This is a genomic window from Acidithiobacillus sp. M4-SHS-6 (genome assembly GCF_047421495.1).
Lineage (GTDB): Bacteria > Pseudomonadota > Gammaproteobacteria > Acidithiobacillales > Acidithiobacillaceae > Acidithiobacillus.
Window position 1 is genome coordinate 1,056,826 of record NZ_CP175559.1, and the last position, 26,951, is coordinate 1,083,776.

29 protein-coding genes and 1 riboswitch are annotated in these 26,951 nt (G+C 56.6%); of the genes, 13 read left to right on the forward strand and 16 right to left on the reverse strand.

Translation table 11 applies throughout. From position 1 onward, the window contains the following. Positions 1 to 153 precede the first annotated feature (153 nt). The 7 genes from ACJU26_RS05440 (at position 154) to ACJU26_RS05470 (ending at position 9,858) form a co-directional block, all read left to right on the forward strand. On the forward strand, positions 154 to 903 hold the full coding sequence (locus ACJU26_RS05440; RefSeq protein ID WP_414041506.1) for a DUF669 domain-containing protein: 750 nt from the start codon (positions 154 to 156) through the stop codon (positions 901 to 903). Between the two features lie 93 nt (positions 904 to 996). Beyond that, positions 997 to 2,829 carry a UvrD-helicase domain-containing protein gene (locus tag ACJU26_RS05445; RefSeq protein WP_414041935.1) on the forward strand — a complete coding sequence of 611 codons (1,833 nt, stop codon included), beginning with the start codon at positions 997 to 999 and terminating at the stop codon, positions 2,827 to 2,829. After that, positions 2,829 to 5,090: a helicase-related protein gene (locus ACJU26_RS05450; RefSeq protein WP_414041507.1), complete on the forward strand. Its 2,262-nt coding sequence runs from the start codon at positions 2,829 to 2,831 to the stop codon at positions 5,088 to 5,090. Before ACJU26_RS05445 ends, ACJU26_RS05450 begins: the two co-directional genes overlap by 1 nt. Continuing rightward, complete coding sequence (locus tag ACJU26_RS05455) at positions 5,087 to 5,659, forward strand: hypothetical protein (protein ID WP_414041508.1); 573 nt, start codon at positions 5,087 to 5,089, stop codon at positions 5,657 to 5,659. The genes ACJU26_RS05450 and ACJU26_RS05455 overlap by 4 nt, the downstream gene beginning before the upstream one ends. Next, positions 5,646 to 6,191, forward strand: a complete 546-nt coding sequence (locus tag ACJU26_RS05460; RefSeq protein ID WP_414041509.1) for a hypothetical protein — start codon at positions 5,646 to 5,648, stop codon at positions 6,189 to 6,191. Before ACJU26_RS05455 ends, ACJU26_RS05460 begins: the two co-directional genes overlap by 14 nt. 70 nt (positions 6,192 to 6,261) lie before the next feature. Then, positions 6,262 to 6,669 carry a hypothetical protein gene (locus ACJU26_RS05465; protein WP_414041510.1) on the forward strand — a complete coding sequence of 136 codons (408 nt, stop codon included), beginning with the start codon at positions 6,262 to 6,264 and terminating at the stop codon, positions 6,667 to 6,669. A 108-nt stretch (positions 6,670 to 6,777) separates the two neighbouring features. Continuing rightward, positions 6,778 to 9,858 (forward strand): type IV secretion protein IcmB, encoded by a 3,081-nt coding sequence (locus ACJU26_RS05470; RefSeq protein ID WP_414041511.1) that lies wholly within the window; start codon positions 6,778 to 6,780, stop codon positions 9,856 to 9,858. A gap of 252 nt (positions 9,859 to 10,110) precedes the next feature. On the opposite strand, the gene ACJU26_RS05475 is transcribed toward ACJU26_RS05470, so the two are convergent. From ACJU26_RS05475 to ACJU26_RS05515, 9 genes are all read right to left on the reverse strand, one after another. After that, on the reverse strand, positions 10,111 to 11,979 hold the full coding sequence (locus tag ACJU26_RS05475; RefSeq protein WP_414041512.1) for a GNAT family N-acetyltransferase: 1,869 nt from the start codon (positions 11,977 to 11,979) through the stop codon (positions 10,111 to 10,113). Continuing rightward, positions 11,966 to 12,640 (reverse strand): transglutaminase-like domain-containing protein, encoded by a 675-nt coding sequence (locus ACJU26_RS05480; RefSeq protein ID WP_414041513.1) that lies wholly within the window; start codon positions 12,638 to 12,640, stop codon positions 11,966 to 11,968. The genes ACJU26_RS05475 and ACJU26_RS05480 overlap by 14 nt, the downstream gene beginning before the upstream one ends. After that, entirely contained in the window at positions 12,528 to 13,133 is a 606-nt protein-coding gene (locus ACJU26_RS05485; RefSeq protein ID WP_414041514.1) for a cupin domain-containing protein, read from the reverse strand. Before ACJU26_RS05485 ends, ACJU26_RS05480 begins: the two co-directional genes overlap by 113 nt. Positions 13,134 to 13,211: 78 nt before the next feature. Continuing rightward, a complete protein-coding gene (locus ACJU26_RS05490; RefSeq protein ID WP_414041515.1) occupies positions 13,212 to 13,742 on the reverse strand; it encodes a hypothetical protein in 531 nt (176 codons plus the stop codon). Positions 13,743 to 13,785: 43 nt separating this feature from the next. Then, a complete protein-coding gene (locus ACJU26_RS05495; protein ID WP_414041516.1) occupies positions 13,786 to 14,529 on the reverse strand; it encodes an SDR family NAD(P)-dependent oxidoreductase in 744 nt (247 codons plus the stop codon). After that, positions 14,526 to 14,921 carry a VOC family protein gene (locus tag ACJU26_RS05500; protein ID WP_414041517.1) on the reverse strand — a complete coding sequence of 132 codons (396 nt, stop codon included), beginning with the start codon at positions 14,919 to 14,921 and terminating at the stop codon, positions 14,526 to 14,528. The genes ACJU26_RS05495 and ACJU26_RS05500 overlap by 4 nt, the downstream gene beginning before the upstream one ends. 9 nt (positions 14,922 to 14,930) lie before the next feature. Next, a complete protein-coding gene (gene ribB / locus ACJU26_RS05505; protein ID WP_414041518.1) occupies positions 14,931 to 15,593 on the reverse strand; it encodes a 3,4-dihydroxy-2-butanone-4-phosphate synthase in 663 nt (220 codons plus the stop codon). Between the two features lie 98 nt (positions 15,594 to 15,691). Then, a riboswitch (FMN riboswitch) is annotated at positions 15,692 to 15,834 on the reverse strand. A gap of 178 nt (positions 15,835 to 16,012) precedes the next feature. Continuing rightward, on the reverse strand, positions 16,013 to 16,942 hold the full coding sequence (locus tag ACJU26_RS05510; RefSeq protein WP_414041519.1) for a DNA-3-methyladenine glycosylase family protein: 930 nt from the start codon (positions 16,940 to 16,942) through the stop codon (positions 16,013 to 16,015). After that, the gene (locus ACJU26_RS05515) at positions 16,939 to 17,514 is read right to left on the reverse strand and encodes a methylated-DNA--[protein]-cysteine S-methyltransferase (RefSeq protein ID WP_414041520.1); all 576 of its coding nucleotides are present in this window, start codon (positions 17,512 to 17,514) and stop codon (positions 16,939 to 16,941) included. Before ACJU26_RS05515 ends, ACJU26_RS05510 begins: the two co-directional genes overlap by 4 nt. A gap of 74 nt (positions 17,515 to 17,588) precedes the next feature. On the opposite strand from ACJU26_RS05515, the gene ACJU26_RS05520 reads away from it, so the two are divergent. Continuing rightward, complete coding sequence (locus ACJU26_RS05520; RefSeq protein ID WP_414041521.1) at positions 17,589 to 18,275, forward strand: ArsR/SmtB family transcription factor; 687 nt, start codon at positions 17,589 to 17,591, stop codon at positions 18,273 to 18,275. Here ACJU26_RS05520 and ACJU26_RS05525 read toward each other — a convergent pair. After that, positions 18,220 to 19,785, reverse strand: a complete 1,566-nt coding sequence (locus ACJU26_RS05525) for a DHA2 family efflux MFS transporter permease subunit (protein ID WP_414041522.1) — start codon at positions 19,783 to 19,785, stop codon at positions 18,220 to 18,222. The two genes, ACJU26_RS05520 and ACJU26_RS05525, sit on opposite strands and share 56 nt — an antisense overlap. A 300-nt stretch (positions 19,786 to 20,085) precedes the next feature. Next, positions 20,086 to 20,727, reverse strand: a complete 642-nt coding sequence (locus ACJU26_RS05530; RefSeq protein WP_414041523.1) for a hypothetical protein — start codon at positions 20,725 to 20,727, stop codon at positions 20,086 to 20,088. On the opposite strand from ACJU26_RS05530, the gene ACJU26_RS05535 reads away from it, so the two are divergent. Then, positions 20,726 to 21,229, forward strand: coding sequence for a MarR family winged helix-turn-helix transcriptional regulator (locus ACJU26_RS05535; RefSeq protein WP_414041524.1), 504 nt, complete (start codon positions 20,726 to 20,728; stop codon positions 21,227 to 21,229). The genes ACJU26_RS05530 and ACJU26_RS05535 overlap by 2 nt on opposite strands. A gap of 177 nt (positions 21,230 to 21,406) precedes the next feature. Here the strand turns inward: ACJU26_RS05535 and ACJU26_RS05540 are convergent, their stop codons facing one another. Further along, positions 21,407 to 22,420 (reverse strand): IS30 family transposase, encoded by a 1,014-nt coding sequence (locus tag ACJU26_RS05540; protein ID WP_414041525.1) that lies wholly within the window; start codon positions 22,418 to 22,420, stop codon positions 21,407 to 21,409. Between the two features lie 106 nt (positions 22,421 to 22,526). Between ACJU26_RS05540 and ACJU26_RS05545 the strand changes: the two genes are divergently transcribed. Then, on the forward strand, positions 22,527 to 22,934 hold the full coding sequence (locus tag ACJU26_RS05545) for a YybH family protein (RefSeq protein WP_414041526.1): 408 nt from the start codon (positions 22,527 to 22,529) through the stop codon (positions 22,932 to 22,934). Between the two features lie 22 nt (positions 22,935 to 22,956). On the opposite strand, the gene ACJU26_RS05550 is transcribed toward ACJU26_RS05545, so the two are convergent. Then, on the reverse strand, positions 22,957 to 23,298 hold the full coding sequence (locus tag ACJU26_RS05550) for a hypothetical protein (RefSeq protein ID WP_414041527.1): 342 nt from the start codon (positions 23,296 to 23,298) through the stop codon (positions 22,957 to 22,959). Here ACJU26_RS05550 and ACJU26_RS05555 point away from each other — a divergent pair. Next, positions 23,297 to 24,271 carry a DMT family transporter gene (locus ACJU26_RS05555; RefSeq protein ID WP_414041528.1) on the forward strand — a complete coding sequence of 325 codons (975 nt, stop codon included), beginning with the start codon at positions 23,297 to 23,299 and terminating at the stop codon, positions 24,269 to 24,271. The two genes, ACJU26_RS05550 and ACJU26_RS05555, sit on opposite strands and share 2 nt — an antisense overlap. Positions 24,272 to 24,318: 47 nt before the next feature. On the opposite strand, the gene ACJU26_RS05560 is transcribed toward ACJU26_RS05555, so the two are convergent. The 3 genes from ACJU26_RS05560 to ACJU26_RS05570 all read right to left on the reverse strand — a co-directional run bounded on the left by ACJU26_RS05560 (position 24,319) and on the right by ACJU26_RS05570 (position 25,381). Then, on the reverse strand, positions 24,319 to 24,582 hold the full coding sequence (locus tag ACJU26_RS05560; protein WP_414041529.1) for a helix-turn-helix domain-containing protein: 264 nt from the start codon (positions 24,580 to 24,582) through the stop codon (positions 24,319 to 24,321). Continuing rightward, the gene (locus tag ACJU26_RS05565) at positions 24,569 to 24,751 is read right to left on the reverse strand and encodes a hypothetical protein (protein WP_414041530.1); all 183 of its coding nucleotides are present in this window, start codon (positions 24,749 to 24,751) and stop codon (positions 24,569 to 24,571) included. Before ACJU26_RS05565 ends, ACJU26_RS05560 begins: the two co-directional genes overlap by 14 nt. Positions 24,752 to 25,132: 381 nt before the next feature. After that, the gene (locus tag ACJU26_RS05570; RefSeq protein ID WP_414041531.1) at positions 25,133 to 25,381 is read right to left on the reverse strand and encodes a hypothetical protein; all 249 of its coding nucleotides are present in this window, start codon (positions 25,379 to 25,381) and stop codon (positions 25,133 to 25,135) included. Positions 25,382 to 25,499: 118 nt separating this feature from the next. Between ACJU26_RS05570 and ACJU26_RS05575 the strand changes: the two genes are divergently transcribed. Both ACJU26_RS05575 and ACJU26_RS05580 read left to right on the forward strand, forming a co-directional pair. Continuing rightward, a complete protein-coding gene (locus ACJU26_RS05575) occupies positions 25,500 to 25,847 on the forward strand; it encodes an MFS transporter (RefSeq protein ID WP_414041532.1) in 348 nt (115 codons plus the stop codon). 61 nt (positions 25,848 to 25,908) lie between these two features. Then, entirely contained in the window at positions 25,909 to 26,940 is a 1,032-nt protein-coding gene (locus tag ACJU26_RS05580; protein ID WP_414041533.1) for an IS110 family transposase, read from the forward strand. Positions 26,941 to 26,951 lie beyond the last annotated feature (11 nt).

Genomic DNA, 26,951 nt, shown 5'->3' on the forward strand with positions numbered 1-26,951 from the left:
TATCCAGACCTTGCGGCACCAAGGTTTTGGTGGATGTGCAGGCGGCGTGATCCGTCACCGGCACATCTGGGGTTGAAGTAGCAAAAAGTCTGCGGCACCAAGGGTTCAGGCAGTATTCATTCACCAGTCGGTAACACAGAAGGAGTAGCAATCATGGTTATGGTCAGTATGCAGGGCATCACCAAAGCCTCGACCGGTATCAGCGAGAGAATCGAGCCGGGAATTTATGATGTGCAGGTCACGAAGGTGACGGATGGTCATCCTCTGAAGGGTGGGCAATCCGGTTATGGCTCGCGGTTTTATTTTACCATTCTGAATGATGGACCCATGCGGGGACGGGAAATTCAGCACCTGTTGAATGTGCAGTCCACGAAACCGGACAACCTGAAATATTCCTTGCAGGAACTGGCGGGCATGGCGATCAGCAGCGGTGTGCCGGAAAGTGCGGTTTTTGACAAGGGCGTTGACACGCAGTACATGCTGAATCGGCAATTGAGTATTGTGGTAGGTCCGCAGAAAGACAACCCGCAATACGTCGAAGTCAAGGGCTACATGCCCAGCGGGGCCAACCAGGACCCCGCGAATTGGGAAAAGGTCCAGCATCAACTGGTGGCCCCTGCCGCTTCCACCGCGCAAGGACCGGCACAGACCCAGGGCGGCTGGGGGGTTGCACCCCAGCAAGGGGTTGCACCCGGCGGGGCTGCACCTCAGCAACAGGCACCCGCACAAGGCGCATGGGGTGCGCCACAAGGCGGTCAGCCGGGAATGCAGCAGCCACAAGCCAGCTATCCGGGTATGCAGCAACCCCATGCTGGGGCGCAACCTCATGCCGGGGTGCAACCCCCTGCTGGGGCGCAACCCCAGGCGCAGGTGCAAAATACCTGGGGTAACGGTCCCTCCTGAGAAAAGGCTTTTAAATCTGCCGGGTAGGGCGGGACATGACCCTGTCGATCATCCGGCAGGGTTTTCTATTTTTCAGCAGGGGAGAAGATCTTGATGCAGCCGAACGCGGAACAAATGGCGATCTTGCAGGCCATTCACGAAAGACATCCATTCATTGCGGTCAATGCGCTGGCCGGTACGGGCAAATCGACCACGGTGAATTTCGCCGTGAACGGGGGACCGTTGCAGGGCAGGTCCGTGCAATATCTGGTGTTCAACAAGAAGAATGCCGATGAAGCGCGCGAAAAACTGCCCGGATTCGTCAAGGTGAATACGGCGCATAGTCTGGCGTGGAATGGCACGCATCCGGCGGGCGGTCTCATCCGAAACGTCTATGCGAACCGACGTGTGGACCGGCTGTATGGCACACTCAAAAGCTGGAATGACCCCCGGTTTCTGGGTTTTCTGCGATCCATGAAAGATGTGCGCCTGTCCAAGGCGCAAAGTATTTTTCTGGTGCAGGACATACTCACCAGTTTTTGCCAATCGGCGGATGATCAGGTCGGCTTGCACCATCTGGATGAACAACTGAAAACACAAATCTCCATGAAATTGGCGCGATCCGGAAACGAGAAATTTCTGGAGAGCACCCTGAATGCCGCACAGGAAGTGGTCAACGACATTTTTCAGAAGATGCTGGACCCCGGTGGAAACGCGCCGGTCACCCATGATGCCTATCTGAAAATCTGGTCGATGGGCCGCCCGGTCATTCCCGCCGATCACATCCTGTTCGATGAAGCGCAGGATGCCTCCATGCCGATGATGGAAGGGGTACTGAGTCAGACCCATGCCCAGTTGGTGTTCATCGGCGACACCCATCAGAGCATCTATGGCTGGCGAGGCGCGGTAGACGCCATGCAGGCATTGAAACACCGCCACCCGGAAACCCGGGTCCTTCCTTTGCAGTCCTCTTATCGCTTCGGTCAGGGCGTGGCGGACGCCGGGAACGTCTTTTTGACGGCGCTGTATGAAAAAGAACGGACGCCGGTGGAATTCCGGGCCTTCTTGCGGGGATTGGGGAATTATGATTCCCGCGTGGAAATGGATGCCGCGCAGGGGATGGATCGCAAACCGACGGCTTACCTGTTCCGAGGTAATGCCGCCTTGGTCACTGCCGCCTTGCGGGGGCTGGATCGGGGGGACAAGGTGTATATGGCCGGTGATCAGGCAAAAGAAATCGCGGATTTTCTGGAAGCCTGTTGCAAGCTGTATCGCCGTGAATTCACGCCGCACCCGGATTTGCGTTTTTTCGATGATTTTCAGGAGCTGCAAAAATTCACAGACACCCGTGAAGGCCAGGGTCTGGCGTTTCTGGTCGATATGGTGGCCAATCAGCACGGCGTGCTGGAACGGGAAATTGGCATGTTGCGCGCGACTTCCCATCAACAGGGCGCCGATTACACCCTGTCCACCATGCACCGCTCCAAAGGGCTGGAATTTTCCCATGTGACATTGGACGTCGGTGTGCAAAAACCGTTCGAGATCGACGAAGAAACCGGAGAGCGTCCCGTTTTTTCCGAGGTGCCCGCCGAAGTCTGGCGATTGCTGTATGTGGCCTCCACCCGCGCCCATGAAACCCTGTATCTCAACGGCCTGATGACGGCGATATTGACGAACGTGGACGGCATACCCCAACCGGTACGAGCGGCTGTTCATGCGCTGGACCGTTATCGGATCGATGCCACGCCGCGCGCCGATTGGGAAACCAGGGAGTTTCCGCCAGTGCCGGAACCCCGGTTGATCGGAGTACCTTTTTCCCAGGTGAATCTTACGCCCTCCTGGGTGAAACCGGACAATACGGCAATGCATCCACCGGGTTTTGAAGCGACGGAAACCCGGGAACCTATGACTCCTGTGCCATGGCCTGCTACGGGCATGTTTCATTGATGATGAAACTGCGCCAGTATCAGGAACAGGCCGTCGAAGCATTATTAAAAGATGCGTATGACGGTCTGTGTCCGGTGGGCGTGCTGCCGACCGGCGCGGGCAAGACGGTCATCATGCGGGCGATCATCGAGCAATGGCTGAAAGACCACCCGGATCATCAGATTTTGTTGCTGGCCCATCGCACCCGGCTATTGACCCAGGCCAAGGAAAAATTCGATGGCATCCCCACGCTGGTGGTCAGTGCCGGTATGGGCCAGTGGGATGAGGCGGTTCCGGGCAGTATCACGGTAGCCAGCATCCAGACCGTTTCCCGGCTGGAAAATCGCCGCGATTGGGATCTGGTCCTGGTGGATGAAACGCATCGGGTAGGCTTACCAGCCAGGTATGGCTTACCAGCCAGAACGGGCGAATCCGCCAGTGATGGTGAAGGGCAATATGCCGCCTATCTGGGTTCACTGGACAAGGACCCGCCGATCATAGGGTTGACGGCGACGCCCTGGCGCATGAGTGATAATGGCCGTCACGTGCCCATCTATGGTCCGCAGAGTCTGTTTCAAAAGGTGTCCTGCTGGATCACGCCGGAAGAACTCATCGCACAAGGGTATCTGGTCGCTCCGGAAGTCGTGCCGGTACAGCATGTCCTGCCGGCGACGGGCATCCAGTTGTCGCATGGGGAAGTGGCCATAGCGGGCATCGAAGGCTACCGATCCCTGGACTTCACGCAACGGATACAGGAAGTTCTGGAGAAAACCCGGGATTGTCATCATGTCCTGATCTTCTGTGATTCCATCAAGGAAGCGGAAGCCGTGGCCGAAGCGTTGGCAGAAGCAGAAGCAGCGACACATCATCCGGCGATGGAGACTGTCCCTGATGATGAAGAAGACGCGCAGGTTTGTGTATTGCACGGTGGTCACTCGGAAACCGAGCGGAATGCACAGATTGAGCGGTTTCGACAAGGGGCATTTCGATTCCTGGTGAATGTGGATGTGTTCACGGAAGGGCTGGACGTGCCGGAGATCGACGCGGTGGTCTTGCTGCGCCGGACCCAATCGGTCGTGCGTTATTTGCAAATGGCGGGCAGGGGATTACGCCCGGACAATGGCCACAAAAACACTTGCCGGATACTGGATTTCGGGCAGCACATCGAGCGTCTGGGACCCATAGAGGCCGCACGGGGTGAAAATGCCCTGCCGCTGGCCTGGAAAAAGCGCCGCTGGAAAAAACGGGGTGCAGAAGAAAATCCATTGTCCAAGCAAATGCAAGAGCAAGATGGCCTGTCATGTCCCGATGGCATTGAACCGGAAGCGCCGTTGTGTGTTTTGCCGAAAGCCTGGAGAGCACTGCCCATCCGGGCGCGTAATGGTACGCATTTTTTGTTGCTGCGCTTTCGGATCGACGATCTGGACCCGTCCTCGAACAAGACCCTATGGGTGGAGCGCAAGCTCCATGCCAGCGATCCCTCCTTGCGGGAAATGGCCCGGCGCTGGTCCCGGCTGTCGGGCATTTCCTTGCATTCAAAGCAGCCTCTGCCGGTACAGATGCAATGTATGTCGGAATCAGGGCAAGGATTTCTGGATTATGCGCCCTTTGCGATTCGGGTGCGTTGGTCGGAGCGGGCGGAACGATGGATGGTGGATGGCTGGCAATGGTCGGGGAGAAAGCACATGAAAATGGATGTGGGAGAAGAACAGGCGTTGAATGCCTGGATTCAGCGAACGACAGGTACACAGGATGCGGTGGAACAGACCATGCGCCAGTTCCTTTATCGCTTGTCACGCAGTGGCGTCCTGGATTTGAAAGCCGCATTACCGGGCGCAGAGATAACGCATGCAGAATCGTTGGCGCCGGTATCGACGCAGCGTTTTGAACAAGCGGTGTCTGAGGTGCCGAATCCAGTATCCACGGTACCGCCGCCACCGGGATGGGAAACACCGTCTTATCCGCCTGTCATGCCGTCACCCCCTTTGCAGGATGCAACCCCATTGCCGGGTGCAAGCCCTTTGCAGGGTGCAAGCTCTTTGTCGTCCACAGGACCAACGACGGCTGCAAGCCTACCGTCCGTAGGACTGCCGTCCGCAGGACATGGGGAATTGACGACTTTTCCGCCGTCTCGTCCACCGGCATGGTTGGCGGCTGAAATGGCATCCTCTTCTGCGGAGAGCGTCACGGCAGACGGTCCGGATTCTGCATCGCCTGTATCGGACAGATACGAAAATGTACCGACGGCTGTATCGCTGAAGGATTTTCAGGGGGTGATGTGAACGAAATAGCGATACTGGCGGGATTTCGCGGCAATTTTCTGCCGAAGCTGCTGGACCTGTTCTATCAACGCTGGCTGACTCGAAATCCCGAGGGGCAGGGCATTTTGTTAAGCACGGATCGCTTCTGGCAATCCTGGTCCTGGTCCTGCGGACAGCAAAAGTCCTGCGGACAGCAAAAATCCTGCGGACAGCAATCGTCGTCCACGCCGGGCATACGGGTCGATGATCCCGAAAATATTTCCTGGAATGGAGACACTCCGGTGCTCTGGTTCCTGGGTGAAGAAGCACGACGAGTCTGGCCGGATTTCCGGTCCATGCCATTCTCAGGGGATTACTTTTTGCTGGGTCAGGATTTGGGGGAAATACAGGCATGGTTGCCGGTAGCCATACCGCTGTCCTGCACCGATCAAGGACTGGCATTTGGGCATTGGTACACGCCATCTGTAAGACCTGCCGTCTGTAAGACATGCCGTCCGCAGGACTTACAGTCTGTAGGACTTACAGTCTGTAAGACCTGCGGCACCAAGGGGTTGACGATATTGATGGGGGATTTTTATGCCATTACTTGATACGCCACTTTCACCGATCTCCATGATCGAACATGCCAGTACCATCATCAATCCGGTGATCGGTCTGGTATTTCTGCTGGCCTTCATCATGGGTTTGTATATGGTTTCCATGAGTGGCTATCGCCTTTTCCGGATGGGACAACTGTCCGTAGAAGATCCGAAACTGACCTTGAGCAGTGTGGCATGGTCATTCATTATCGGTTGCCTGATGTGCGGCCTGGCTTATTTCATGGGTTCCAGCCTGCTGACGATCACCGGCGCGGCCAAACCTTCGCCGCTGGCCTACACGGGGCCTGGGGGGGCTGATGTGGCAACGGCCATTGTGGACATCATGCACTTCCTGCAACTGCTGGGCATCATCTGGTTCGTGAGCGGCATGCGGATGATGTACCGCCTGAACACGGGCAATCCCCGGAACAATGAGCATCACGACAAAGCCTGGATGCACCTGCTGGGGGGCCTGGGACTGATCGACATTGCCGGCGTTGCCATGGCCATCGCCCATCTTGCCGGAACCAGCTTGCCCTTTTAAAAGAGCTGAAAGCTTGCGGCACCAAGGGTTTGAGGAACTTTGTCCTCGATTTTTCGATGAGGGTCTGAAGATGAAATTGAACAATCGCAGTAAAAAGGTATTGTGGGGACTGACCAAGATCGCGGGCCTGACCGTGCTGGGGACTTCTCCAGCGTGGGCGGTAACCGGGCTTGCTACCGACCTCAAGAACATACACGATGCTCTGAGCTATACGCCGGGTCTCATTACGCTGGGATGCACGGCTGCTGGCCTCTTGACGGCTGGTGTCGGCGGTTGGCACATGCACAAAAAAGGTGAACTGGAGCAACAGTCAAAGCCGGTGGCTGCAAGGCACATTGCTTATCCAATCCTCGCGGGAACCATTTTATGTGCTATTCCCTGGGTCATTGGCAGCGGTGAAAAAACGTTCGAGAACTTTACCGGTACAGGGGCTACCGTCACTGCGGGGTCAACGAGCGGAAATGTCGTCGTTCCCTGATCGCTGAAAAGCGTGTTGTAAAACACCCTGGTGGACATTCTCCGCCCGGGTGTTTTTTGAAAAGACAACGACAGACGTGCGCGAAATCCATATCAGGAGGGAAAAATCATGCTGGCCCAATACATACAGTTGCACGGTATCCATCGCTGGAACGTCATGTCTCAGCAGGTGGAAGATGAGATTGACGAGGAATCGGAAACCGGATTGCGCAGTTTCGTCAAACCGGTAGAGGAAACCCGCGAGGCCGTGGTGCTGGAAGGCGGCGGATTGGCCTCCTATTTCTGGCTGGATGGGACCAAATCCATCATTGATGCGGATGGTCTCATGGCTTTGGCACAAAACCTGTCCAAAATGATGGGCACTCTGTTCGAGCATCCGGGCCGGGTATTGAGCATCCGGTATTTTCGGGATGTCACCCGATCGCAGCAACAATACCAAAAAAATCTGGAAGCCCTGATAGCGAAAGCGGATCGTCTGGGATTCAAGCCGGAGTTTGCGCATTTTCTCATGCAGCGTTCGCGTCTGGCGAAATATTATGTGCCGCAGGGCGCGATGCTCTGTGTGGAAACCCATTTGAGCGCATTGGACCCGCGCGTGGTGAAAGATGCGGTCAAAAACAATGCGAAAAAAGTCAAAGCGGCCAATCTGCCGCTGTGGTTGCTGAAAAACGGGCAGAACCCGTTCAAATTGCTCGATGACATGGATATGACGCATCGTTCCACGGTATCCAGCGTGGAATCTCTGTTTCGTCATCCGATGATCAACCTGTCGCTCACGCCCCTGGAAGTGGATGATGCGATCACGATTTTGCGTAATCAGGTCGGCATTGATCCGGTTTTTGATCACCAGCATCCCTATTCCGTGAATCAGACGCCGCAACCGCGTATCGTGAACAATAAATTGCTGGTACAACCGTCACGCATTGCGGAATCGGTGATTCCGGAAGACATGGAAAACCTGAAAGGGGGAGTGGTTCGTTCCGGTTCCGGCTATTTTGTACCCATGATCGTTGATTTGGGTGTCACCCGTCCGGAAGCCGCGACGATGGCGGAACTGTTGCACGATTTGCGTACCGACATCCCGTTCAGCATCACATGGAGATTGCAGGGTGGCGCATTATCCTTGGCGAATGCCCGTTATTTTGCAGCAACAATGATGAAATTCATGAACAAAACCGCCAATGGGCAGATTCAGGAATCCATTCAGGAACTGAGAAATGCGCACTATGACCATCACGATCCCATCTGCGCCATGCAGATGATCGTGGAAAGCTGGGCATGGAATGATGAAAAAAACGCGACGGAAACGGCATTGCGTCGTGCGAAAAATCTGGAAAGCAGTTTGCGCACGAATTGGGGAATCCGTTTGCAGCGCATGGTGACCGATCCCCTGTTGTCGCATCTGGCGGCCCAACCGGGATTCCTGGCGAAAAGCAGTACTCCCATTTTGCCGATCAATCTGTCCGATGCGTTGAAACTGATGCCGTTTGGTATGGCGACGTCACCGTGGTCGGCGGATGATCCGTCACACGCGACTTTTTGGTTGCGTTCATTGCAACGGAAAATCATGCCCTTTGCATTGGGTGATTCACGCAAGCAAAACAGTTTCATCAGTTTGATTTTCGGCTTGTCGGGATACGGCAAGTCGGTTATGGTGGCGAATCAGATTTTATCGCTGATTCTGTCACAAACGGATTTTCTGCCTTATCTGGCACTGATCGACGTGGGGTATGGTGGTCCATCCGTGATCGAAATGTTACGCTACTTTTTGAAAGACCCGGATCTTGCGGTGGGTTTCGATCTGCACACCCGAGGGCGAACCATCAATCCATTCGACACCCCATTGGGATACCGGTATCCGTTGGGTTCACACAAGGACTTTCTGGTAAATCTGCTGGTGTCCATTGTGCGTCAACCCGGACATACGACAGAGGATTTTGTCGATCAGATAGCCGTATCTTTGGTGGATGCGGCCTATCGCTTGCGGTCGGACGGTGTGCATGGGCGGCCACACCGGTATGTGACGGGAATGGACCGGGAAATCGACGAAGCCATGCAGCAGGTGGAAACGGATCGCAAAACCAAATGGTGGGATGTGGTGGATGCCCTTTTTGCGAAAGGGGAAACCGATCTGGCATTGTCCGCGCAACGATATGCCATGCCCGTTTTGTCTGATCTGATCGATGTCTGTAATGATGATCCGGTCATTACCAGCCAGTTTGGTGACATTCGGCATCCACAACTGCAAATTCCTGTGCTGAAACTGATTGCATTGGGCATTACCCAGGCTGTGGAACGCTGGCCCATGTTGGCCGGGCACAGTGATTTCAGCCTGGGCAAGGCGAAGCTCATGGCAGTCAATCTGGAACATGTTGTCAAGGATCGTTCGACTTCCGGACTGAAACAGGCGGGCATCATGTATTTGATGGCGAGGTTCATGCTGACCAAGGATTTTCTGTTTCACCCGCTGGACGCAAAATCAGCACCAGATGCGTATCGTCGTTACCATGAGATTCGTGCCGAGCGATTGTTCACCTTACCGAAAATGGGTGTATATGACGAGCTGCACAACACCAATGGCCTGGAAGCCATTACCAACCAGTTGGAAAAAGATGCGCGGGAATGGCGCAAAAACAATGGCAATTTGCTGCTGTCGTCCCAGATGCCCCAGGATTTCAGCGATGTCCTGGTCAATATTGCGACCAGTATTTACATTCTGACGAATCCCTATGGACCGAAAGACAATCCTCTGGTGGACAAGTTTTCGTTGACACAGGATGAAGCACAGATCATCAGCAGTTATTGTGTCGGTCCAGAAGAAGGCGGTTCCGGAACCTTTTGCATCTGGCGCACCAAATCCGGTGGCACGTTCAAGCAGTTGGGATATGTCATGGCGCCACCGGCCGAGTTGTGGGCCTATACGACTACGCCAAAGGATCGCCAGTTGCGTTTATTGCTGACAGAGCGGATTGGTTACATGGAAAGTCTGGAGATTCTGGCGCAACGGTATCCGGGTGGATCATCCATGAAAGACCTGGCATTGCGCAAGAAGCTGGAAAAGGCCAAGGACATACAGGCCATGATGGCGGAAAAGGATGATGGACTGGACCCGGATGTCAAGAATCTGGGAGAGGAACTGGTCCGTCTCTGGAATGAGTTTGTGCTGCGGAATCTGCGCAAGGCGGGATAGCCCTTACATGACCGGCCTTGCCGCCTGCAAGGCTTGCCGCCTGCAAGGTTTGCAGCCAGCAGGGCTTGTTGGCCATGAATACGCGTCGGTCTTTCGGCCTGCAAAGGGTTGTCCCCTGCCAAGGGCTTGCACCCTGCGAAGGGGTTGCACCCTGCAAAGGGGCTTGGCATCCAGGGTCAGGATTTCCATTTCCGCCATGATTTTTACTCCTGTTCAGTAGGTTTTCGTCAGGGTGCATCAGCTTCATGGCATTCACCTTCTGAGGAATCGCATCATTTGAACCTCGCCCACATAATCTGCGTCCATGCGAACAGCCTCTGGCTCCAATGCGAAATCCACAAAGCCCAGCGATCGATACAGAGCGCGCGCCCGCTGGTTTCGCTCCAGAACGGTCAGATGGATGTACCGTAAATCTTCGATGTCCTGTGCCCGGACGAGTACCTCTTGTAACAGCGACTTACCGATACCATGACCGGCCACCTCCGGCGCAACGAACATCCGAAAAAGTAGCGCCTTATGCCGCAACTTCACACCGCGATCCCGCTCCAGACTGACGATCCCGACCAGTGCATTCTTCTCGAAAGCACCGAAGGTAAAGCTGTCTTTCGCTCCTCGCGTGGGGATACCCGTAGGGACATCGTCTTCTACAGCTGTGCGGAAATACTGTGCATGTTGTTGCAAGGCATCCCGCCAAAGCGAACGGTAAGCGGGATCGTCATCCTGCCGCAATTCCCGAACGAGAGGGGTGCGCAGTTCATGCCGTTGGCTCTTGTCATACAGACCAGGCGGGAGTTTCCGCCACGCACCGGCCATCCGTTCATGTTCGGCGTGCAATAGTTCGGTACGGCGCCGGACAAGCTCCCCAATATCCTTGGGAGCATCCTCCGGCCCGCCGGCTTGGAAAGGCGGCTCCGGCGCATATTCCAGGGCAAGCTGAATTTCTTCTGCTGCAGCTTGGCCGCGCAGTGCGGCTACCAGCGTGAGTCCAAAATCTATCCCGGCAGTAACCCCGCCGCCGCTGATCAGATTACCGTCCCGAACCACACGCTCCTTGACGGGTATGGCACCCAATTCGGCGAGGAGATCATGATATCGCCAATGTGTCGTCGCGCGTCGTCCAGTGAGCAATCCAGCCGTACCGAGCAGCAAAGCACCCGTGCACACAGAGGTGACAAATTGCGCCGATATTGCCTGGCACTGCACCCAGGCTTGCACTTCCTGATCCAGAAGCAAGGCGTTGATGCCGACCCCACCGGGTATGCACAGCACATCTACCTGCGGCCCGTCCGCGAGAGTGGTCGTAGGCTCCAGAAGCATTCCCGCAGAACAGGCCACCGGCTCGCGGGTTTTCCAGAACAGATGGACCTTGCCATCCGGTAAGGCGGAAAAAATTTCATATGGCCCCGCCAGATCCAGCAATTGGATACCCGGAAACACCAGAAAACCCACGGTTATCGTCATCGGGGTTAGCTCCTTTTGCCGCCCTTGAGGCTGCTGTCCAATAATGTATTCAGCCATCGTCCCAGAAACGGGCTGGTTGTGCTGCTCCAGGTGCGTGATGACGCTGTCGCGGTTGCAAAGCGGCTGGTTCTGGCTGACCTTCCATTTGCCTTGCCAACGGGAGACGGGAATTTCTATGCCCACCACCTGCTGAATGAGTCTTTCCGTAAAGTCCTGGGGGGCATCATCCACCTGCCAGGGCAAAGAGAAGTCCTGCTCCTGTTGTGCCGTCAGTCTGACCATCTGTTGTCGTACCCAGGCGGGGTCATCGCGGATTTGCAAAGGACCATAGGCATGGACGACGACGTAGTTCCAGGTCGGCACCACCTTGCCGGTTTCCGCCTTGGTCGCGTACCAAGAGGGGCTGATGTAGTACTGCGGCCCCTGAAAGATGACCAGCACATCATCGTCCGGAGGCGCCTCCCGCCATAGCGGATTGGCACGTGCCACATGGCCTTGCAGCACCGGTTGCGGCCCTTCACCAGGTGCGAGGTACAAGGGAATATGATTTGCCTCCAGACCGTTACCGCCCATGCTGACCAGTGTTGCGAGGGGATAACGCTGAATCAGTGCCCGCAGGATTTCCGGGCGGGTTTCTGCAAACGGGTCAGGGCAGTACATGGTCGGTCTCCGCGCTATGTATGTTCATTCCCGTAGGCTCGCTTACGCACAAATCAGCAGCGGGTGGGCAGGCGTCAATGGGATGGCTCCGATACTGCGATATGTTTTGCAATTCCCCCATGGCAGCGAGCAAGTCTGGCCAGGGCTCTGCCCACACATCCGGATAGGTCCGCTCGCCGTTATACATCGTCGGATAGGCCAGGTTCTCTTGTCCGGGCGTGAATTCACAATGGATCCCAGGTTTACTGTTGCCGCGCGCATCGCAACGATACCAACCCCAGTCATCCAGCCAGACGGCAGTAAAGCCGTGTGTACAGAAGGGTGGGGTGGGGCCATCCAACGTCAGCCGTTGATAACAGAATCCCGCAGGGATTTGATTGGCGCGCCATAAGGCTACCAATAAGTGGCTCTTGGCGGTGCATAGACCAGTGCCTTGCTGTAACACGTTCGAGGCTGCGCAGGTCACATCTTCCCGGTGAAAATCCATGCTGTGTTCGATGTGATCGCGTACCCATTCGAAGCAACGCCTGACGGTTGCCGTTGAATCGTCAGAGGACAGCGCGGACGCCAACTTGCGGATATCGGCATGCGCATAATCTACGGTGGCACTTTCCATCAGGAAGTGCGACGACGGCTGGGTATCGAATGTTGCGAGCTTCATAAATTTCCTGTTCCTGCGCGGATTCGCGCAATACAAGGATATCTGCCATATCCACCAGATTCCATTCCCCATTATTACGGTACAGGCGTTTATGCTGATTCGGGTAATCCGTGACATCCTGATCCAGTCGCTGACCGATGACGAGACACTCCAATGTTTCCGTTCCATCGTTGATGATGCTGTGCGCGGCTGTATGGCAAGGAAAACCGACGAAGTCACCTGGAGCGATGGGATACTGATCATCCTCCATGGTGAGCGTGCCCTTACCAGACAGCACATACACAGCTTCCTCCTCATAATGGTGCAGGTGGTATTCGGTACTCTCTTTACCCGTCTCTATCTGGATGAGATGTATGCCCATGTGCCGGAGGCCTACGGCATCGCCAAGCGACTTATTGATACGAACGGCATTGGGATTGAGAAAATGGACTTTCTGTTCACCTTTCATCTGACGGATGTCCTGCGCGGTGAGCAGCAGTTTTCGGGTATCCATGTCAGTATCCCTCCTTTACGTTCACCCCGATGCGTTATAGTGGGCGAAATTCCTATTTCATCGTTCTGTATAGGATGCTCATACGGAATTACTCTTTAGCTGATTTCCCATAGGGGTATATACACATACTCCATCTGCTTTCAGATGGTGGGCAGGAACGGATAGCTGGTCGGAGATCGCCATCCAACGTTCCATGGGCGTCCGATCAAGCCCCGTTGCCCATAGATGCAGTACTTGGAAACCGAGCGCTTTTAATGCCTCATCACTTTCATTGCTGATCAATAGCCGCTGTTCAGTCGTGACATTCGTAAACAGATCGATGCCTTCATAAATACTCCTGTGCCAATTGGTGATCATGGGTTGCCATTTGGCAAAATTACCGCCACCATTTTGGCGGTAATCAGCGCTTTCCAGAACTCCCCCATTGGCAATGGTGTGAATGGCGAGATAAGTAGGTGCAGAAGGTGCTCCGGAGGATAATTGAAATCGTTGGGAGGTGAGAAACCCCTTGACAGAAATTAATGCCGGCAACTTTTCGTCACTGTAAAAGGCATTCCATTCCCTCTCTGCGGAGGAGTCCGTAAAGCTGCATTCAACCGTGTAAATCATGTGCACCTCCATTTATAGCTCATGGTTTAGATTGGGCTACCACTCAAATAAGATTCATCCCACCATCCACCATGATCACCTCCCCGGTCAGATAAGTCGATTCAGTCAGCATCAGCGCGACGTCCGCAATATCCTGCGGGCTGGCGCTGCGTCCCATGGGCGCTTCACGCACCCACTGCTGACGAATCTCGACCCAGTCCGTAGTCAATGGCGTATCCACCAAACCCGGAGCAATGGCATTAACTCGGATAGCCGGACCCAGGGTTTTGGCCAGCAAACGGGTGACATGAATCTGTGCCGCCTTGCTGGCCGCATAAGGAATGCTTGCTCCCTTGGGGCGGATTCCGGCATGGGAGCTGATATTGAGCACCGATGCCGGGTGTTCGGCGCTTGATGCTGCGCGCAGATGAGGTTCACTCAGGGCAATGAGGTGCCAGGGCGCAACCACATGGAGCTCGTAGAAGCGATGCCAGATCTCTGGCGTCGCTGCCCGAAGATCCTGATGGGGGATGACGCTGGACTCCCCCGCGTTATTGACCAACACGTCGAGCCGGCCATAGTGGGCGATCACCTCGTCCATGAGCGTTTGCCGCGCTGCTTCATCCAGCAGATCGGCCTGAAAATACCGGGCGCCGGACAGAGTGGCTGCTGCTTGCAGACCGGCCGCAGCGGAGGCGCGAGAATGCAGAGCCACTCGATGCCCGGCCTGAGTCAATCGTTGCGCTATGGCCAGACCAATGCCGGAAGTGGCACCGGTCACCAGTGCGACGTGCGTTTTATCGGTCACGACATTCCCTTGGAATCATGGGTAGATACCTCCAGAAGATTCCCGTCGGGGTCTCGGAAGTAGACGGAAGTGATCGGCCCGGTGGCCCCGGTGCGGGGCACGGGTCCCGCTTCGAGGGCTACCCCGCAGTTTTGCAGATGAACGAGCACTTCCCGAATGTCTCCCGCAACGATAAAGCACAAATCCGCCGATCCACAAACAGGATGGGCGGCATGGGGTGCGATGGGCCGCGCTGCGGGGTGCAGGTTGATTTTTTGCTGTCCGAAAACCAAAGCCTTGCGGCCCTCAGCAAAGGTGATTTCCTGCATGCCCAATACCTGTGAATAGAAGTCTGTGCTGACAGATATATCCTGTACGGTCAGTACCAGATGATCCAGGCGGTCGATATGCATGCCTTGTCCTCAACACAATGACCATTGTCGATCCACCATGCCTACGACATCCTCCATGGTAATGACCGGCAAGTCATGCAGGGTGGCAAAGCGCGCGATATCCGCGCCACGCGCCATGCTGCCATCGGGGTTCATCAGTTCACAGAGCACTGCCGCCGGTGCCAGACCGGCCAAGCGGGCGAGTTCGACGGAACCTTCCGTGTGGCCCCGTCGGCCCCGAAGGCCATCGGGATGGGCACGCAGCGGGAAGACGTGTCCGGGGCTGGCCAGGTCCTGCGGCTTGGCATCCGAATGAATGGCCGCCCGGATGGTCCGTACCCGGTCGGCGGCCGATACGCCGGTACTCACGCCCTCCCGCGCCTCGATGGAGATGGTGAAGGCGGTTCCATAGCGACTCTGATTGTTGGGGACCATCTGGGGCAGATCCAGACGGGCTAGATGTTCCGGGGGCAGGCAGAGACAGACGATCCCGCTGCATTCCCGGATCAGCATCGCCATGCTTTCTTCAGTGATGCACTCGGCGGCAATGATCAGGTCTCCCTCATTTTCCCGGTCGGCATCATCTTTGAGAATGACGGGACGACCACAGCGCACCGCTTCCAGGGCGGCGTCCCATTCCGGACGGGAAGGACAAAGATCGTTTTTTCGTAACACATTGGCTTGAATAGACATGAAACGCTCCTCGCAAAAAGTAAAGGCGAAAAACATTTCAGGGCAGGCGCAAATACACTCACGCGGGTAGTCGAAATGACCACCCGCTTGCCATGCATCAACATCTTCTTCCATCCGGACTCTGACCGTCGGCCCTGGATTCGCACCAGATCTGCTGTCCCTGCACAGGCAGGCGCTCGCGGGCTTGCCCGGAAAGGGGCTTACCGCCGGTGGGGAATTTCACCCCGCCCTGAAGATGAGCTTACACGCTAACACAGGATTTGCTGGGAAACCAGCGGACCGAATGCCATGGCAGAGACCAAGATCGCAGCAAAGTCTGTCGGACAACACCTCGCTCTCGCTTTGCTCTTCTGATTCGTAGCAGAAGAGGCGTGAGACCACCCACCAATGCGGGGCAAATGCGCTTGCTGGATCAAAACCTACGTGGAAACCTGCTGCAACGTCATCCACCAATAAAACGCGACCCAACTTCTCCACCCACGGAACGGTTCCGTGATGGCACGCAGCTCCATTTCCGAAGCCGTTCGCCCGAGGCTATAAAGCTCTCCAGCCACCTTCCGTAGCCCGACATCGGCTGCCGGTATGCAGTCTGCATATCCCAGTCCACGCATCAGGACATACTCCGCCGTCCATCGGCCGATTCCTCGGAATTGCAGGAGATGGCTGATCGCCTGTTCCGCTGGCAACGCACGGATGGTGTTGAAATTGAGCCGCCCATCGGCCATGGCGGCGGAAACGGCGGTGATGTATGCCGATTTCTGGCGGCTGAACTGCAGGGCAGCCAGTTCCTGCTGGCTGGCCTGGAGAACCTGCTCCGGTTCTGGAAATACCGGATAGTGTTGGTCTCCCATGTGAACCGGATTCCCACAATGCTCCAGGAAGCGACATTTGAGGCGGCGCGCGAAGGCCACATTCACCTGCTGACCGATAATGGCCCAGATGAGGGATTCGTAGGGAGAGGCTATGCGGACGGGGCGCATACCGTAAAACCGCTCCTGCAGTTGGCGGAGCGGTGCATCCCCTTTCCCGAGTGTCAGGAAATGGCGCGGATGGTGGTCGAGGTTCAGGAAATTCCTGGCCCAGAGTACCCCGGTGTCGCGGATGGTCCGGGTCATTTCCCCCGCACTTTGCATTTTCACGAAAAGAGCCGGGTGTTCGGCGTCTTCTGAGGCGCTGCGTAAAGTCAGGAGGACAGGCATTCCGTCCAGGCGCAGCATCCGCTGCAAACCCGTGTCGGGGTCCACGTTTTCGAGCACCGTGGAGGGAGAACTCCGCAGGTACTCCATCGCCCAGCGAAAGCTGTAGGGTGGGTCCACGGGCAGCGGAATCGTGACAGGATTGCTGGTCATGGGGTCACACCTGGGCCTTCCTGGATTCTCCATGTGCCGTCTTTCCCCTGTCCAACGGCAACGCCCTCATACGCCAGCAGTCTGGCTTTCCTGTTGGCGCCGCCACCACCGGAATATTGCCCCAGACGGCCATCGGCCCGGATGATTCGATGACAGGGAATCACGTAAGGGAAAGGGTTCCAGGCCAAGGCGTTTCCGACCGCACGACTGGCATGCGGTTTTCCCAGCCTCCTGGCTAGCCACCCATAACTGCGCACTTCTCCTCTGGGAATTTCCTGCAACTGCTGCAACACTTGCCGTTGGAAGGGGGTATGGGATGGAAACAGGAGTGGCCCGGGATAGGCCCGCCCTCCCAATACAGAGCTGAGTATGTCGGCGATCATCCGTGCGCTCATGGCATCGTTTCTGGCCGGAAATCGGCCATACAACCGATAGATGTCCTGGCGGAATGCCCGCTCGTCGCCGGATAGCAGACAAAGAGACTTTTCCGCATAGGCGACGTACAGATTCCCGAAAGGGGTTTCCAGTACCGTGTGGTACACATTCTTTGGTGCCAAAGTTTGGGGCTGCATGGCTATCCCTCGTCACCTGCGATGGGCGCATGATAACCTACGGACCATCGCAATGTTTCATGGACGGTGGAAATATGAAGGAAGATCCCGATGTGGCTTCTGTGGCCGCGCTGATGGCAGTGCCCGCCAGGACGGAGATCCTGCTTGCGCTCATGCACGGCGAGTCTCGACCTGCCGGGGAATTGGCCCGCTTTGCCGGGTTATCTCCCCAGGCCGCGACCGCGCATCTCAAGAAACTGGTTTCCGGAGACTTTCTGGCCTTGGACACGGCCGGTAGGCACCGCTATTATCGGCTCGCCAGTCCCGAAGTGGCCCATGCGATCGAAGCGCTCATGCCACTGGCCCGCTCTGCGAGACCTTCCCCATCTCCGAAACCCGCCCTGCCCCTGCAAAAAGCACGGTCCTGCTACGATCATCTGGCGGGGCAACTGGGGGTTGCCCTGACGGACGCCCTGGTCCGGAAGGGCTATTTTATCGAACAGGAACGGGACTACACGGTCACCCCATCGGGCGCGCGCTGGCTCGGTGATCTCGGGGTGACTGTTCTGCCCGATCCTCGAAGCCGCCGCGCGTTTACCCGCAAATGTCTGGACTGGAGCGAGCGACGGTATCACCTCGGGGGCGTACTGGGGGCGGCCCTCCTGGAAACGTTTCTTGACGCTGGATGGCTGGCACGCAGCAACGCGCACCGTCGGGCCTTGCGCATTACCCACGCTGGTCAGACCGAGTTGTGGCGCCAACTCGACATCGAATGGCGATGAGCAGGATGAAGGTACTGAGCAGAAAGATCGCTGCCAGCGCGTAGAATCCGTCGAGATAGGCCTGCATTTCCGCATGTCGCAGCAAAACCTGCTGAAGCAAGGCGAATTGTGCGGGCGGCGAGGTCGTGGGCAGGGCGTGCAAATAATCCTGGAAAGCCGGGTTGAATGCCGTCACGAATCCTCCCAGATGATTCCAGGTGCTTTGTGTGCACTGGCTCAACAGCGTAGACATCAGGGAGACCCCAATGGCACCACCCAATACCCGCATCACGCCAAAGAGGCCGGCGGCATCGGCGAATGCGGTTTTGGGCAGAGAGCGAAAGGCGAGTGTGGCGATGGCGGTAAACGCCATCCCCAACCCGACCCCTTGCAGGATTCCGGGCCACAAAGCCGCCGTCAGCCCCATATGGAGAGCATACCCCGTCATGGCATATCCACCGACCGCGCTGATCCCGCATCCCGCTAACGCCCAGACCAGCGGCCCGGTGCGATGGATGAGGCGTCCGGTGAGCAGCATGCCCAACATGGCCGTGATCCCCCGGGCGGCAGAAACCCATCCCGCAGTTTCTGGCGGATAGCCCAGCAGATGTTCCAGGAATATGGGTTGATAGGTCACGATGCCGTAGAAACCCGCGCCAAAGATGATCGACGCGAGGGAGGCAATGCCAAAATCCCGATTCCCCAACCATCGGAGATGAACGATGCTGTCGGCGCGCGTCAGTGCCCGCCAGAGGAAAAAGCCGAGCGCCAATAGCGTCAGCAGGCTCAGAATCACGATGCGTTGTGAGCTGAACCAACCCATCGTATTGCCTTGGTCCAGCACGATCTGTAGTGCCCCCAGGCCGATGGCCATGCCGGCGAAGCCCGGAAGATCGATGCTGCGTTTCTCGATGGCGGTGGAGGGGCTACTGAAACGGTAGGCCAGCATCCAGGCCAGCAAGCCAGCGGGCAGGTTCACATAAAAAACCCATCGCCAGTCTAGGTGAGTCACGAGGATACCGCCCAACACGGGCCCCAGAATGGGGCCCGCCACCACGGCCAGGCTCCAGCGCGCCGTGATCCGCCCCCGCATTTCCGGAGGATAGGCCTCGATCAGCATGGCCTGCGCCAGAGAGGGCAGCGGTGCGCCCACCAGACCCTGAAGCAGACGCAAAAAGACGATCTCCATGAGATTCTGACTGATTCCACACAGCCCGGAAACCACCACAAAGCCCCCGAGACTGATCAACAGTAACCGGCGCCGACCCCATCGTGCCGCCAGAAATCCGGTCAATGGCGTAGAAATGGCTGCCGCGACCAGATAACTGGTCACCACCCAACTGATCTGCGTGGTGTTGGCGGACAGGCTCCCGGCCATATAAGGCAGAGCCACGCTGACGATGGTAATGTCCAACACCTGCATCACCGTGGCCGCCAGCAGCGCTACACTGAGCCAGAACCGATGATGCGACGATGCCGATGCGTCCAGCGCTACGGCGGTGCCTTGGGCGGGAGTAACGTTTGTTGACATGCACGCATGCTACGCATGACATGGCCGTCAATGTTTCATTTTTCAGTGAACAAACTCTATTCGATCGCAGATGAATTGGAGGCATCCCCCTAAACAGGATCGATAACGAGGAATTTCAGGACGGAGTCCTCGCTTGATTCTGATGGCGAGTTATAGTCAATTTTAATAGGATGAACCTCCTTCTCTCCAACAGTAATCCGATGCCGCAATGGGAGCTCTGTTGAAATTGGACGCTCACTCCATGAAAGAGATTGCTCTGCACACCTGACCATCAGTGCTCACGCACCAACAATAGGAAATTTATATCCGCTTGTCGGACACAACATGGGCATATAGCCGAATGTGCGCGAAACCATTCTCGGGTGCAATATCCATCCGGCAGGAGTCATTGCCAAGTAGAAAACGTGCGTGAGCCCAGGTACTGCTATGTTCCGCCAGAAGCCGTTCGGCCTGTTCCAGCAGGGATTGCAGGCAAAGGCCGATGGCATGGCGCCGTGTGAAATCCAGGCCACGCCTGTGCCAGGCGGCCAGAACATCGGGCATGGCGGCAGCTCCTGCGAGGTACAGCTGTTCCATCGTCTTTGCAACGGTCCCAGAGTCCGGCTGCGCCGTCCCGCCGAGGATGTCGCGAGCGAGTTGTGTATAGCTGACGTCTATGTCCAGTGCGTTTCGCAAGGCGTGCTGCAAAGTGGCCTTGGCCTCGTCCCAAGGATCATAGCCGAAGCCGGGTAGCCAGTGGTCCAGCACATCGTGTACGGGTACGGAAGTGGGGGACTTGAGGCCGGGATAAGACGTGGCTGCGATCATGTCGGGATAACCCAGGGCGCTGTCCAGCTTCCATCCGCGAGCGCCGAAGCCATCGTTCCATTCGTCGCGGTAGGACAGGGCAACAGCCCTTACCCGATCGATGCTGTGGAGAGAATCTTGATTGAGATGCGCCATGATGCTTGACATCCTGCTGGAACCCGCCTATATAATTGCACGTACATACAAGTTAGGCAAATGTAGGTCATCCATGTTCGATCGTTGTGTTTACTTCAACAGTAATGCTTTGGCTCGGGCGGTCAACCGTATCTGGGAAGAGGCCTTCAGCAAATACGGCCTGTCACCTGCCCATGCCTATGTGCTCAGATATGTCCTGGCCAAGCCGGGATGTACCCAGAAAGCCATTGCTCAGGCGCTGGATCTGTCCGAGTCCACCGTGACGCGTTTCATCGATGTGCTGGTGACCAAGCATTTGTTGGAAAGGAAAAACGCCGAGCAAGACCGACGTGCGAGCCTGGTCAATCCGACAGAGAAAGGCCTGGCGTTGCAGAACGGCCTTGAGACAACCGGACAAGCCCTGTATGAAGGTATGCAGGAAATGCTCGGTGCCTCCCGCCTTGATGACCTAGTGGCTGGGATGCGCAACGCACGTGAGCATATCGGTACATCTTCCTCGTGAGTTGCAGTCATTTTTATCATGGAGTGCTAACAAGATGCATGCACAACTAAGAAATAACGGGGTGTTCGAGGAAAAGATGAGGTTGCTGCTGCCCCCTTCGAAGTTCAAGACCAACTTTCATTGCCAGTTTTGACCAGCACACGGAGGCAACATGATTCCAGTTCAAGAAGGGCGGTTTCAAGTTTGAACTGCAACACCACCCTGTAACTCTCTGATTCGTTGTGCCATTACTTCGGTGGGTGTCCGAAATCCCAAGGATTTCCTGGGTCGATTATTGAGTTCGTCGGCCACTTTGGTCAAGTAGCGCTGAGAATATTCCGACAGGTCCGTTCCCTTGGGGAAGTACTGCCGCAGCAGGCCGTTGGTATTCTCGTTCGTAGGCCGCTGCCAGGGACTGTGGGGGTCCGCGAAATAGACCCGAATCCCCGTGCGTTTCTCCAGCTCCTGATGCCGCGCCATCTCCTTGCCCTGGTCGTAGGTCAGGGTCTGCCGAAACGCCTTGGGCAGGGTACGCAAGCGCCGCGTGAAGCCATCCAGGACCGACTCGGCGGTGCTGTCATCGACCCGCGCCAGAATCACGAAACGACTGCTGCGGTCCACCAGGGTACCCATGGCGCTGCCGTTGTAGGCCCCCTTGATGAGGTCTCCTTCCCAATGGCCCGGAATCTCCCGTGCCTCGGCCTCGACGGGACGCTCCCGAATCGGGCGCATGTTCTGAATGCCACCCCGACGATCCTTGCCCCGACTCCGGGGATGCCGTTTGCCATGCCCCCGCCGCAGCGCCCCAATGAGCATCCGCTTCAACTCTCCGGCAGGATGAGCATAGATGTACTGGTAAATGGTCTCGTGACTGACCTGTCGGGACCGGTCCTCGGGGTAATCCAAGCGCAGCCTCCCGGCCACCTGCTCCGGTGACCATTTCCGCTCCAGCATGGCTGTGGTGACCTGTTCCGTCAAGGCATTCCCCGGAGCCAGCTTGCGTGTGCCTCGACGTCTCCGCGACCACGCCGTCTCCCGTCCCGTAACCGCATCGTAACTGTTACCCATCCACCCCCGATGAACCTCCCGGCTCAAAGTGCTGGGGTTACGCTGCAACTCTTTGGCCAAGGCTCTCAGGCTTATTCCTTGGTTCAACCCTCTCTGCAACCGATTCCGTTCATCCATGCTCATCTGCTGATATTTGCTGCCCATCTTCCACCTCCAGCCTCCTTGGACCAAAGGTGTTGCGCTTCATTCTTGAGCGCGCCAAGCAATTACAGGTAAGGAAGACCAAGGGCAATTATCATCGGCATATCAGATGCTTGTGCAATTTTACTGCGCTTTCAATTCGTGCGATATGAAAATGATGTCAACGAACTGGGCACAATCTGACGAAATTGCAATGGACAATCCACTGGGCGGTATCAAACGCGGTTGGGAAGAAATACAGCCAATATACGAACGCCTATTTAACGGCCCAGCGGAAGTGTACGTCGAGTATTTCGACTACACCATCCACGAGATGTCGGAAATATTTTACACCGTAGGAAGGGAGCGAGGCTATTTCCGCCTGGGTGGTGAGGAAATAACGCTTGCCATCCGCACGAGTCGAATTTTCCAGAAAATCGATGGTCGCTGGAAACAAGTCCACCATCATGGCTCAATCGAGGACCCGCAGTCATTGGGTAGATATCAATCGGCTGTTTTTGGTAAACGGCCGCAATGAAACAAAAACACGTGTTCGTGGTCTATTCCGCACCAGACCAGACCAGACCAGACCAGACCAGACCGGCAAGGTATTCCACGCCATGACCCACGCCAAGCAAGTGCACAGCCGGGGCGACCTGGCCGAGTTGTTCTTCGCCGCAGAAGGCACCGGCTGGCCCGAACTGCTGGCCGTCGACAGTCATTCCATGCACGGCCTGTTCGACGAACTGCTTGACGCGGGGGTCATACAGGGTGCCTGCCAGAACTGCGCCAACGCCTTCGGCCATGCTGAAGGCGCGGGCTTGGCGGTAGGGTTGGTGCAAGGCCCAGAGTCCAGCTACGGCCAGATCGACATCATTAGCAAGGCCGACGATGGCTACCATGTCTGGCTCTTCTGAGCACAGCGCGACGGTCTGGACAACGGCTTGGTGGCTACCACTCTTGGCTGCCGTGGGGTGGGGCGGCATGTTCCCCGTGGCCAAGCAGGCGCTGGCCATCCTAGACCCGGTAAGCCTCACTCTGCTGCGCTATATTGGGGTGACCGTCCTGCTGCTGGCCGTTATGGCGGCCAGAAAGGAGGGATTCGCTGCGTTGGGGCGGACAACCCACCACGGGCTGCTGTTCAGCTTGGGAACCGTCGGGATCGTGGGGTTCAATGTATTCATGCTGTTCGGCTTGCGCTACACCACTCCGGAACGGGCGTCCACCATGATGGCCATGCTGCCCTTTGCCACGGCTGCCATCCGATGGGCCATGACTGGCGTGCGTCCCAAATCTGCTGATCTGTTGGCCTTTGTCGTGGCCACTGCAGGAGTGGCCCTGCTGGTCACTGGTGGCGATCCGGCGATCCTAGTGCAGGGCGGGCTGGGGTGGGGCGATGCGTTGGTGACGCTGGGCATGTTGTGTTGGGCGATCTACACTTACGGTGCCGGTATGATTGAGGGGGTCTCCGGGCTGCGCTATACGACCTGGACCACGCTGTACGGTACCATGTCTCTCGCAGTCCTGTCCCTAGGCCTAGCCACCAGCGGGGTGCTGCCGCTACCCAGTGCTTCGGCGGTGGTCGCCGCAGGCTGGGAACTAGGCTACATGATCAGCTTTGCCGGGGTGATCGCCATTGTCGCCTGGAACTCCAGCGTGCGAAGGTTGGGGGCACCCGATACGGCGCTGTTCATCAATTTCATCCCTATCACCGCCTTCGTTTGGGAGGCCGTTGCCGGTCGCTCTTTCTCCGCAGGAGAGATCACAGGCGCGGGGCTGATCATTGCTGCAGCTGTGGGCTTCAACCTGCACCGCCGGTACTGGGCGGGTGCCCCCGGGGATGCTCGACCGGAGGTCAGCAACGATAGCACCTGAAATGTAGCCTTTGCGCGCCGCCTCAAATGCTGTTTTCTGGAGCGTGACTATGCGTTTCTGGTGCGAAGACAGACAGCCATAGCGATTTTGGCCATGGTTTCCAATGTGAAATTGGCGTCGCCCCTCATCACCTTGGTGATGTAGGGCAAGGACGTTTCTATCCTGCTGGCCAACTCGCTACGGCTGATATTTTTTTCCTCATCAGGGCATCTACGCCTGTGGCAAAGTCCATAGCAATTCCTGCCGCCCAATAATCTGCATTCCGGCGAGCTAGCTCCACCATTTTTTTTGAATGCGTTACTCATCTTCATCTTTAACTACCTCCAGCGTTCCATTAGATACCGCTTTTTCGTACCTGGCTTTCAAGTTTATGGCAATATCTTTTTCCTTCAGCAACCGTGTTGGGTCACGTCTGCCACAGGCAATGTCATCCAAAATCCTGAGTAAACCCCGCACATTGGCGCCGAATTGTCGCTCCAAGACCTCCAAATCCCGGAGAACGTTATGCTGGCCCTCCATTATGCCGTACAAAGTCCACAACCCCGTGACGATGAGCCGGACCCTCACATTAACCTCTGGGTTAAGTATGGCAATGGTACTCTCATTTGTCCACCGCCACGCATTTTCTCGGGCCCGGTCATTCTCCCCAGCCGGCCCACGCCATCCTCAGCAATGCGGCATGCCGATCAAACTGGCTGGAGTCGAAGTCTTCACCCGTCCACGGTAGGAAGGGAGGTCTTTTTTGTTCATGGGCGGTCCTTTTGCGTGGCTCTTCTGGGAAAACTAGCCGAAAACCGGCGGGTTGCCAAGGGCTTGCTTGCCTGCCAAGGGTTCGCATCCTGCAAGGGCTTGCCGCCCAGATCAATTGCCCACCAGCCGGGTTGCGTCATGGGCCAATTGGGGAATGATGACGCCGCCTGCGGCACCAACCGCGCCACCAATGGCCGCTCCCGCTGCGGGATCTCCGGCAGCTACCGTACCAATGATCGCACCACCCGCTGCGCCTATGGCTCCGCCCGATAACGCACGTTGCTGGGTGTCATTGAGATTCGCGCAACCTGCAAGGCCGAGAAGAATGACAGGCAAAAGCAAGAAACGCAGAATTCGCATGAGGGTTCTCCATCAAGACATTGTTTCGCTGTATGTTCATGGGAAACGAAAGAGGAGTCAAGCGGTTGACTTTCTCGTTTCATGCCGACACTGCCATATTCCGTACTGATTGATCCGCATGATGCTGGTTGTCTTCATGCAGGCGCTGGACCTCACCATCGTCAACGTTGCTTTGCCTTATATGCGGGGATCGTTACAGGCCAACAGTAACCAGATTACCTTGGTACTTACCTCATACATGATAGCCAACGTGATTGGGCTGCCACTCACCGGTCTACTGATGGAACGTTACGGACAACGCCGCATCATGCTCTGGAGTGTCGCCGGCTTCGTTATGGCGTCGGCAATGTGCGGACAATCCCACAGCGTGACTGAAGTGGTGTTCTGGCGATTGATACAAGATGTAATGGATGCCTCCCCCTACAGGACCGGCAGCGGGGAGTTTCATGAGGGAGTCCCCGCTTGATCCGGACGGCATCCAGGTGCCAAGGTGGAATTTTCCACAGTAAGGACAAGGAGGACTCGTCATGGAGATTACAACGTATGGATTGGATTTGGCAAAAAAGGTCATGCAATTGCACTGGGTAGACATGAAAACTGGGGAGATTCACCGCCAACAGCTGAAGCGCCGGGCGCTCCTGGAGTTTTTTGCGAACCGTGAACCGGGCATCATCGCGATGGAAGCCTGCGGCAGCGCACATTATTGGGGCCGGGAACTCCGCAAGCTCGGCCACGAGGTGCGTTTGGTCGCCCCTCAGTTCGTGCGACCCTTCGTGAAGACCAACAAAACCGATGCAGCCGATGCGGCGGCCATCTGGGAGACGGTGCAACGCCCGGATATGCGGTTTGTGGCGGTCAAAAGCGAAGAGCAGCAGTCCATTCTGGCCTTGCACCGCATGCGGGAGCAGCTGATCAAGATCCGCACCATGCAGGTGAATCAGATGCGTGGCCTACTGTATGAATTCGGTGCGGATCTACCACCAGGTCGCCAGCGGGGACTGAAAGCAGTGCCGAATGCTTTGGCGGATCTGGAAGGTGCCGTATCCCCGATGATGATGGAAACGGTACGTCAGCAATTAAAGCGTCTTGGCGAGACGGATCAGGACATTGCCGATATCGAGCAACGCCTGACGCTGTGGAAGAAAGACCAGGAAGCCGTGGCGCGTTTGATGGCCATCCCCGGTGTGGGGTTGCTCACCGCCACCGCTATCATCGCCACGGTAGGAGACATGAAGTCCTTCCGTTCAGGGCGGGAGTTTGCGGCGTTTCTGGGGTTGGTGCCGCGCCAGAGTGGGACGGGTGGCAAGGTCCGGTTGCTGGGCATCAGCAAACGGGGAGATAGCTATCTGCGCACCTTGCTCACCCATGGGGCTCGGGCCGTTGTCAACTTCCAGATCAGGAATCGGAACCCTTGGATCGACAAAGTACTCAGCCGACGGCCCCATAATGTGGTGGTCGTGGCCCAGGCCAACAAGATGGCGCGCACCATCTGGGCACTGCTGGTGAAAAGCACCGAATATGAGGCCAATTACGGCAGGAATGCGGTGGCCATAGTGTAACCGTTACAGAA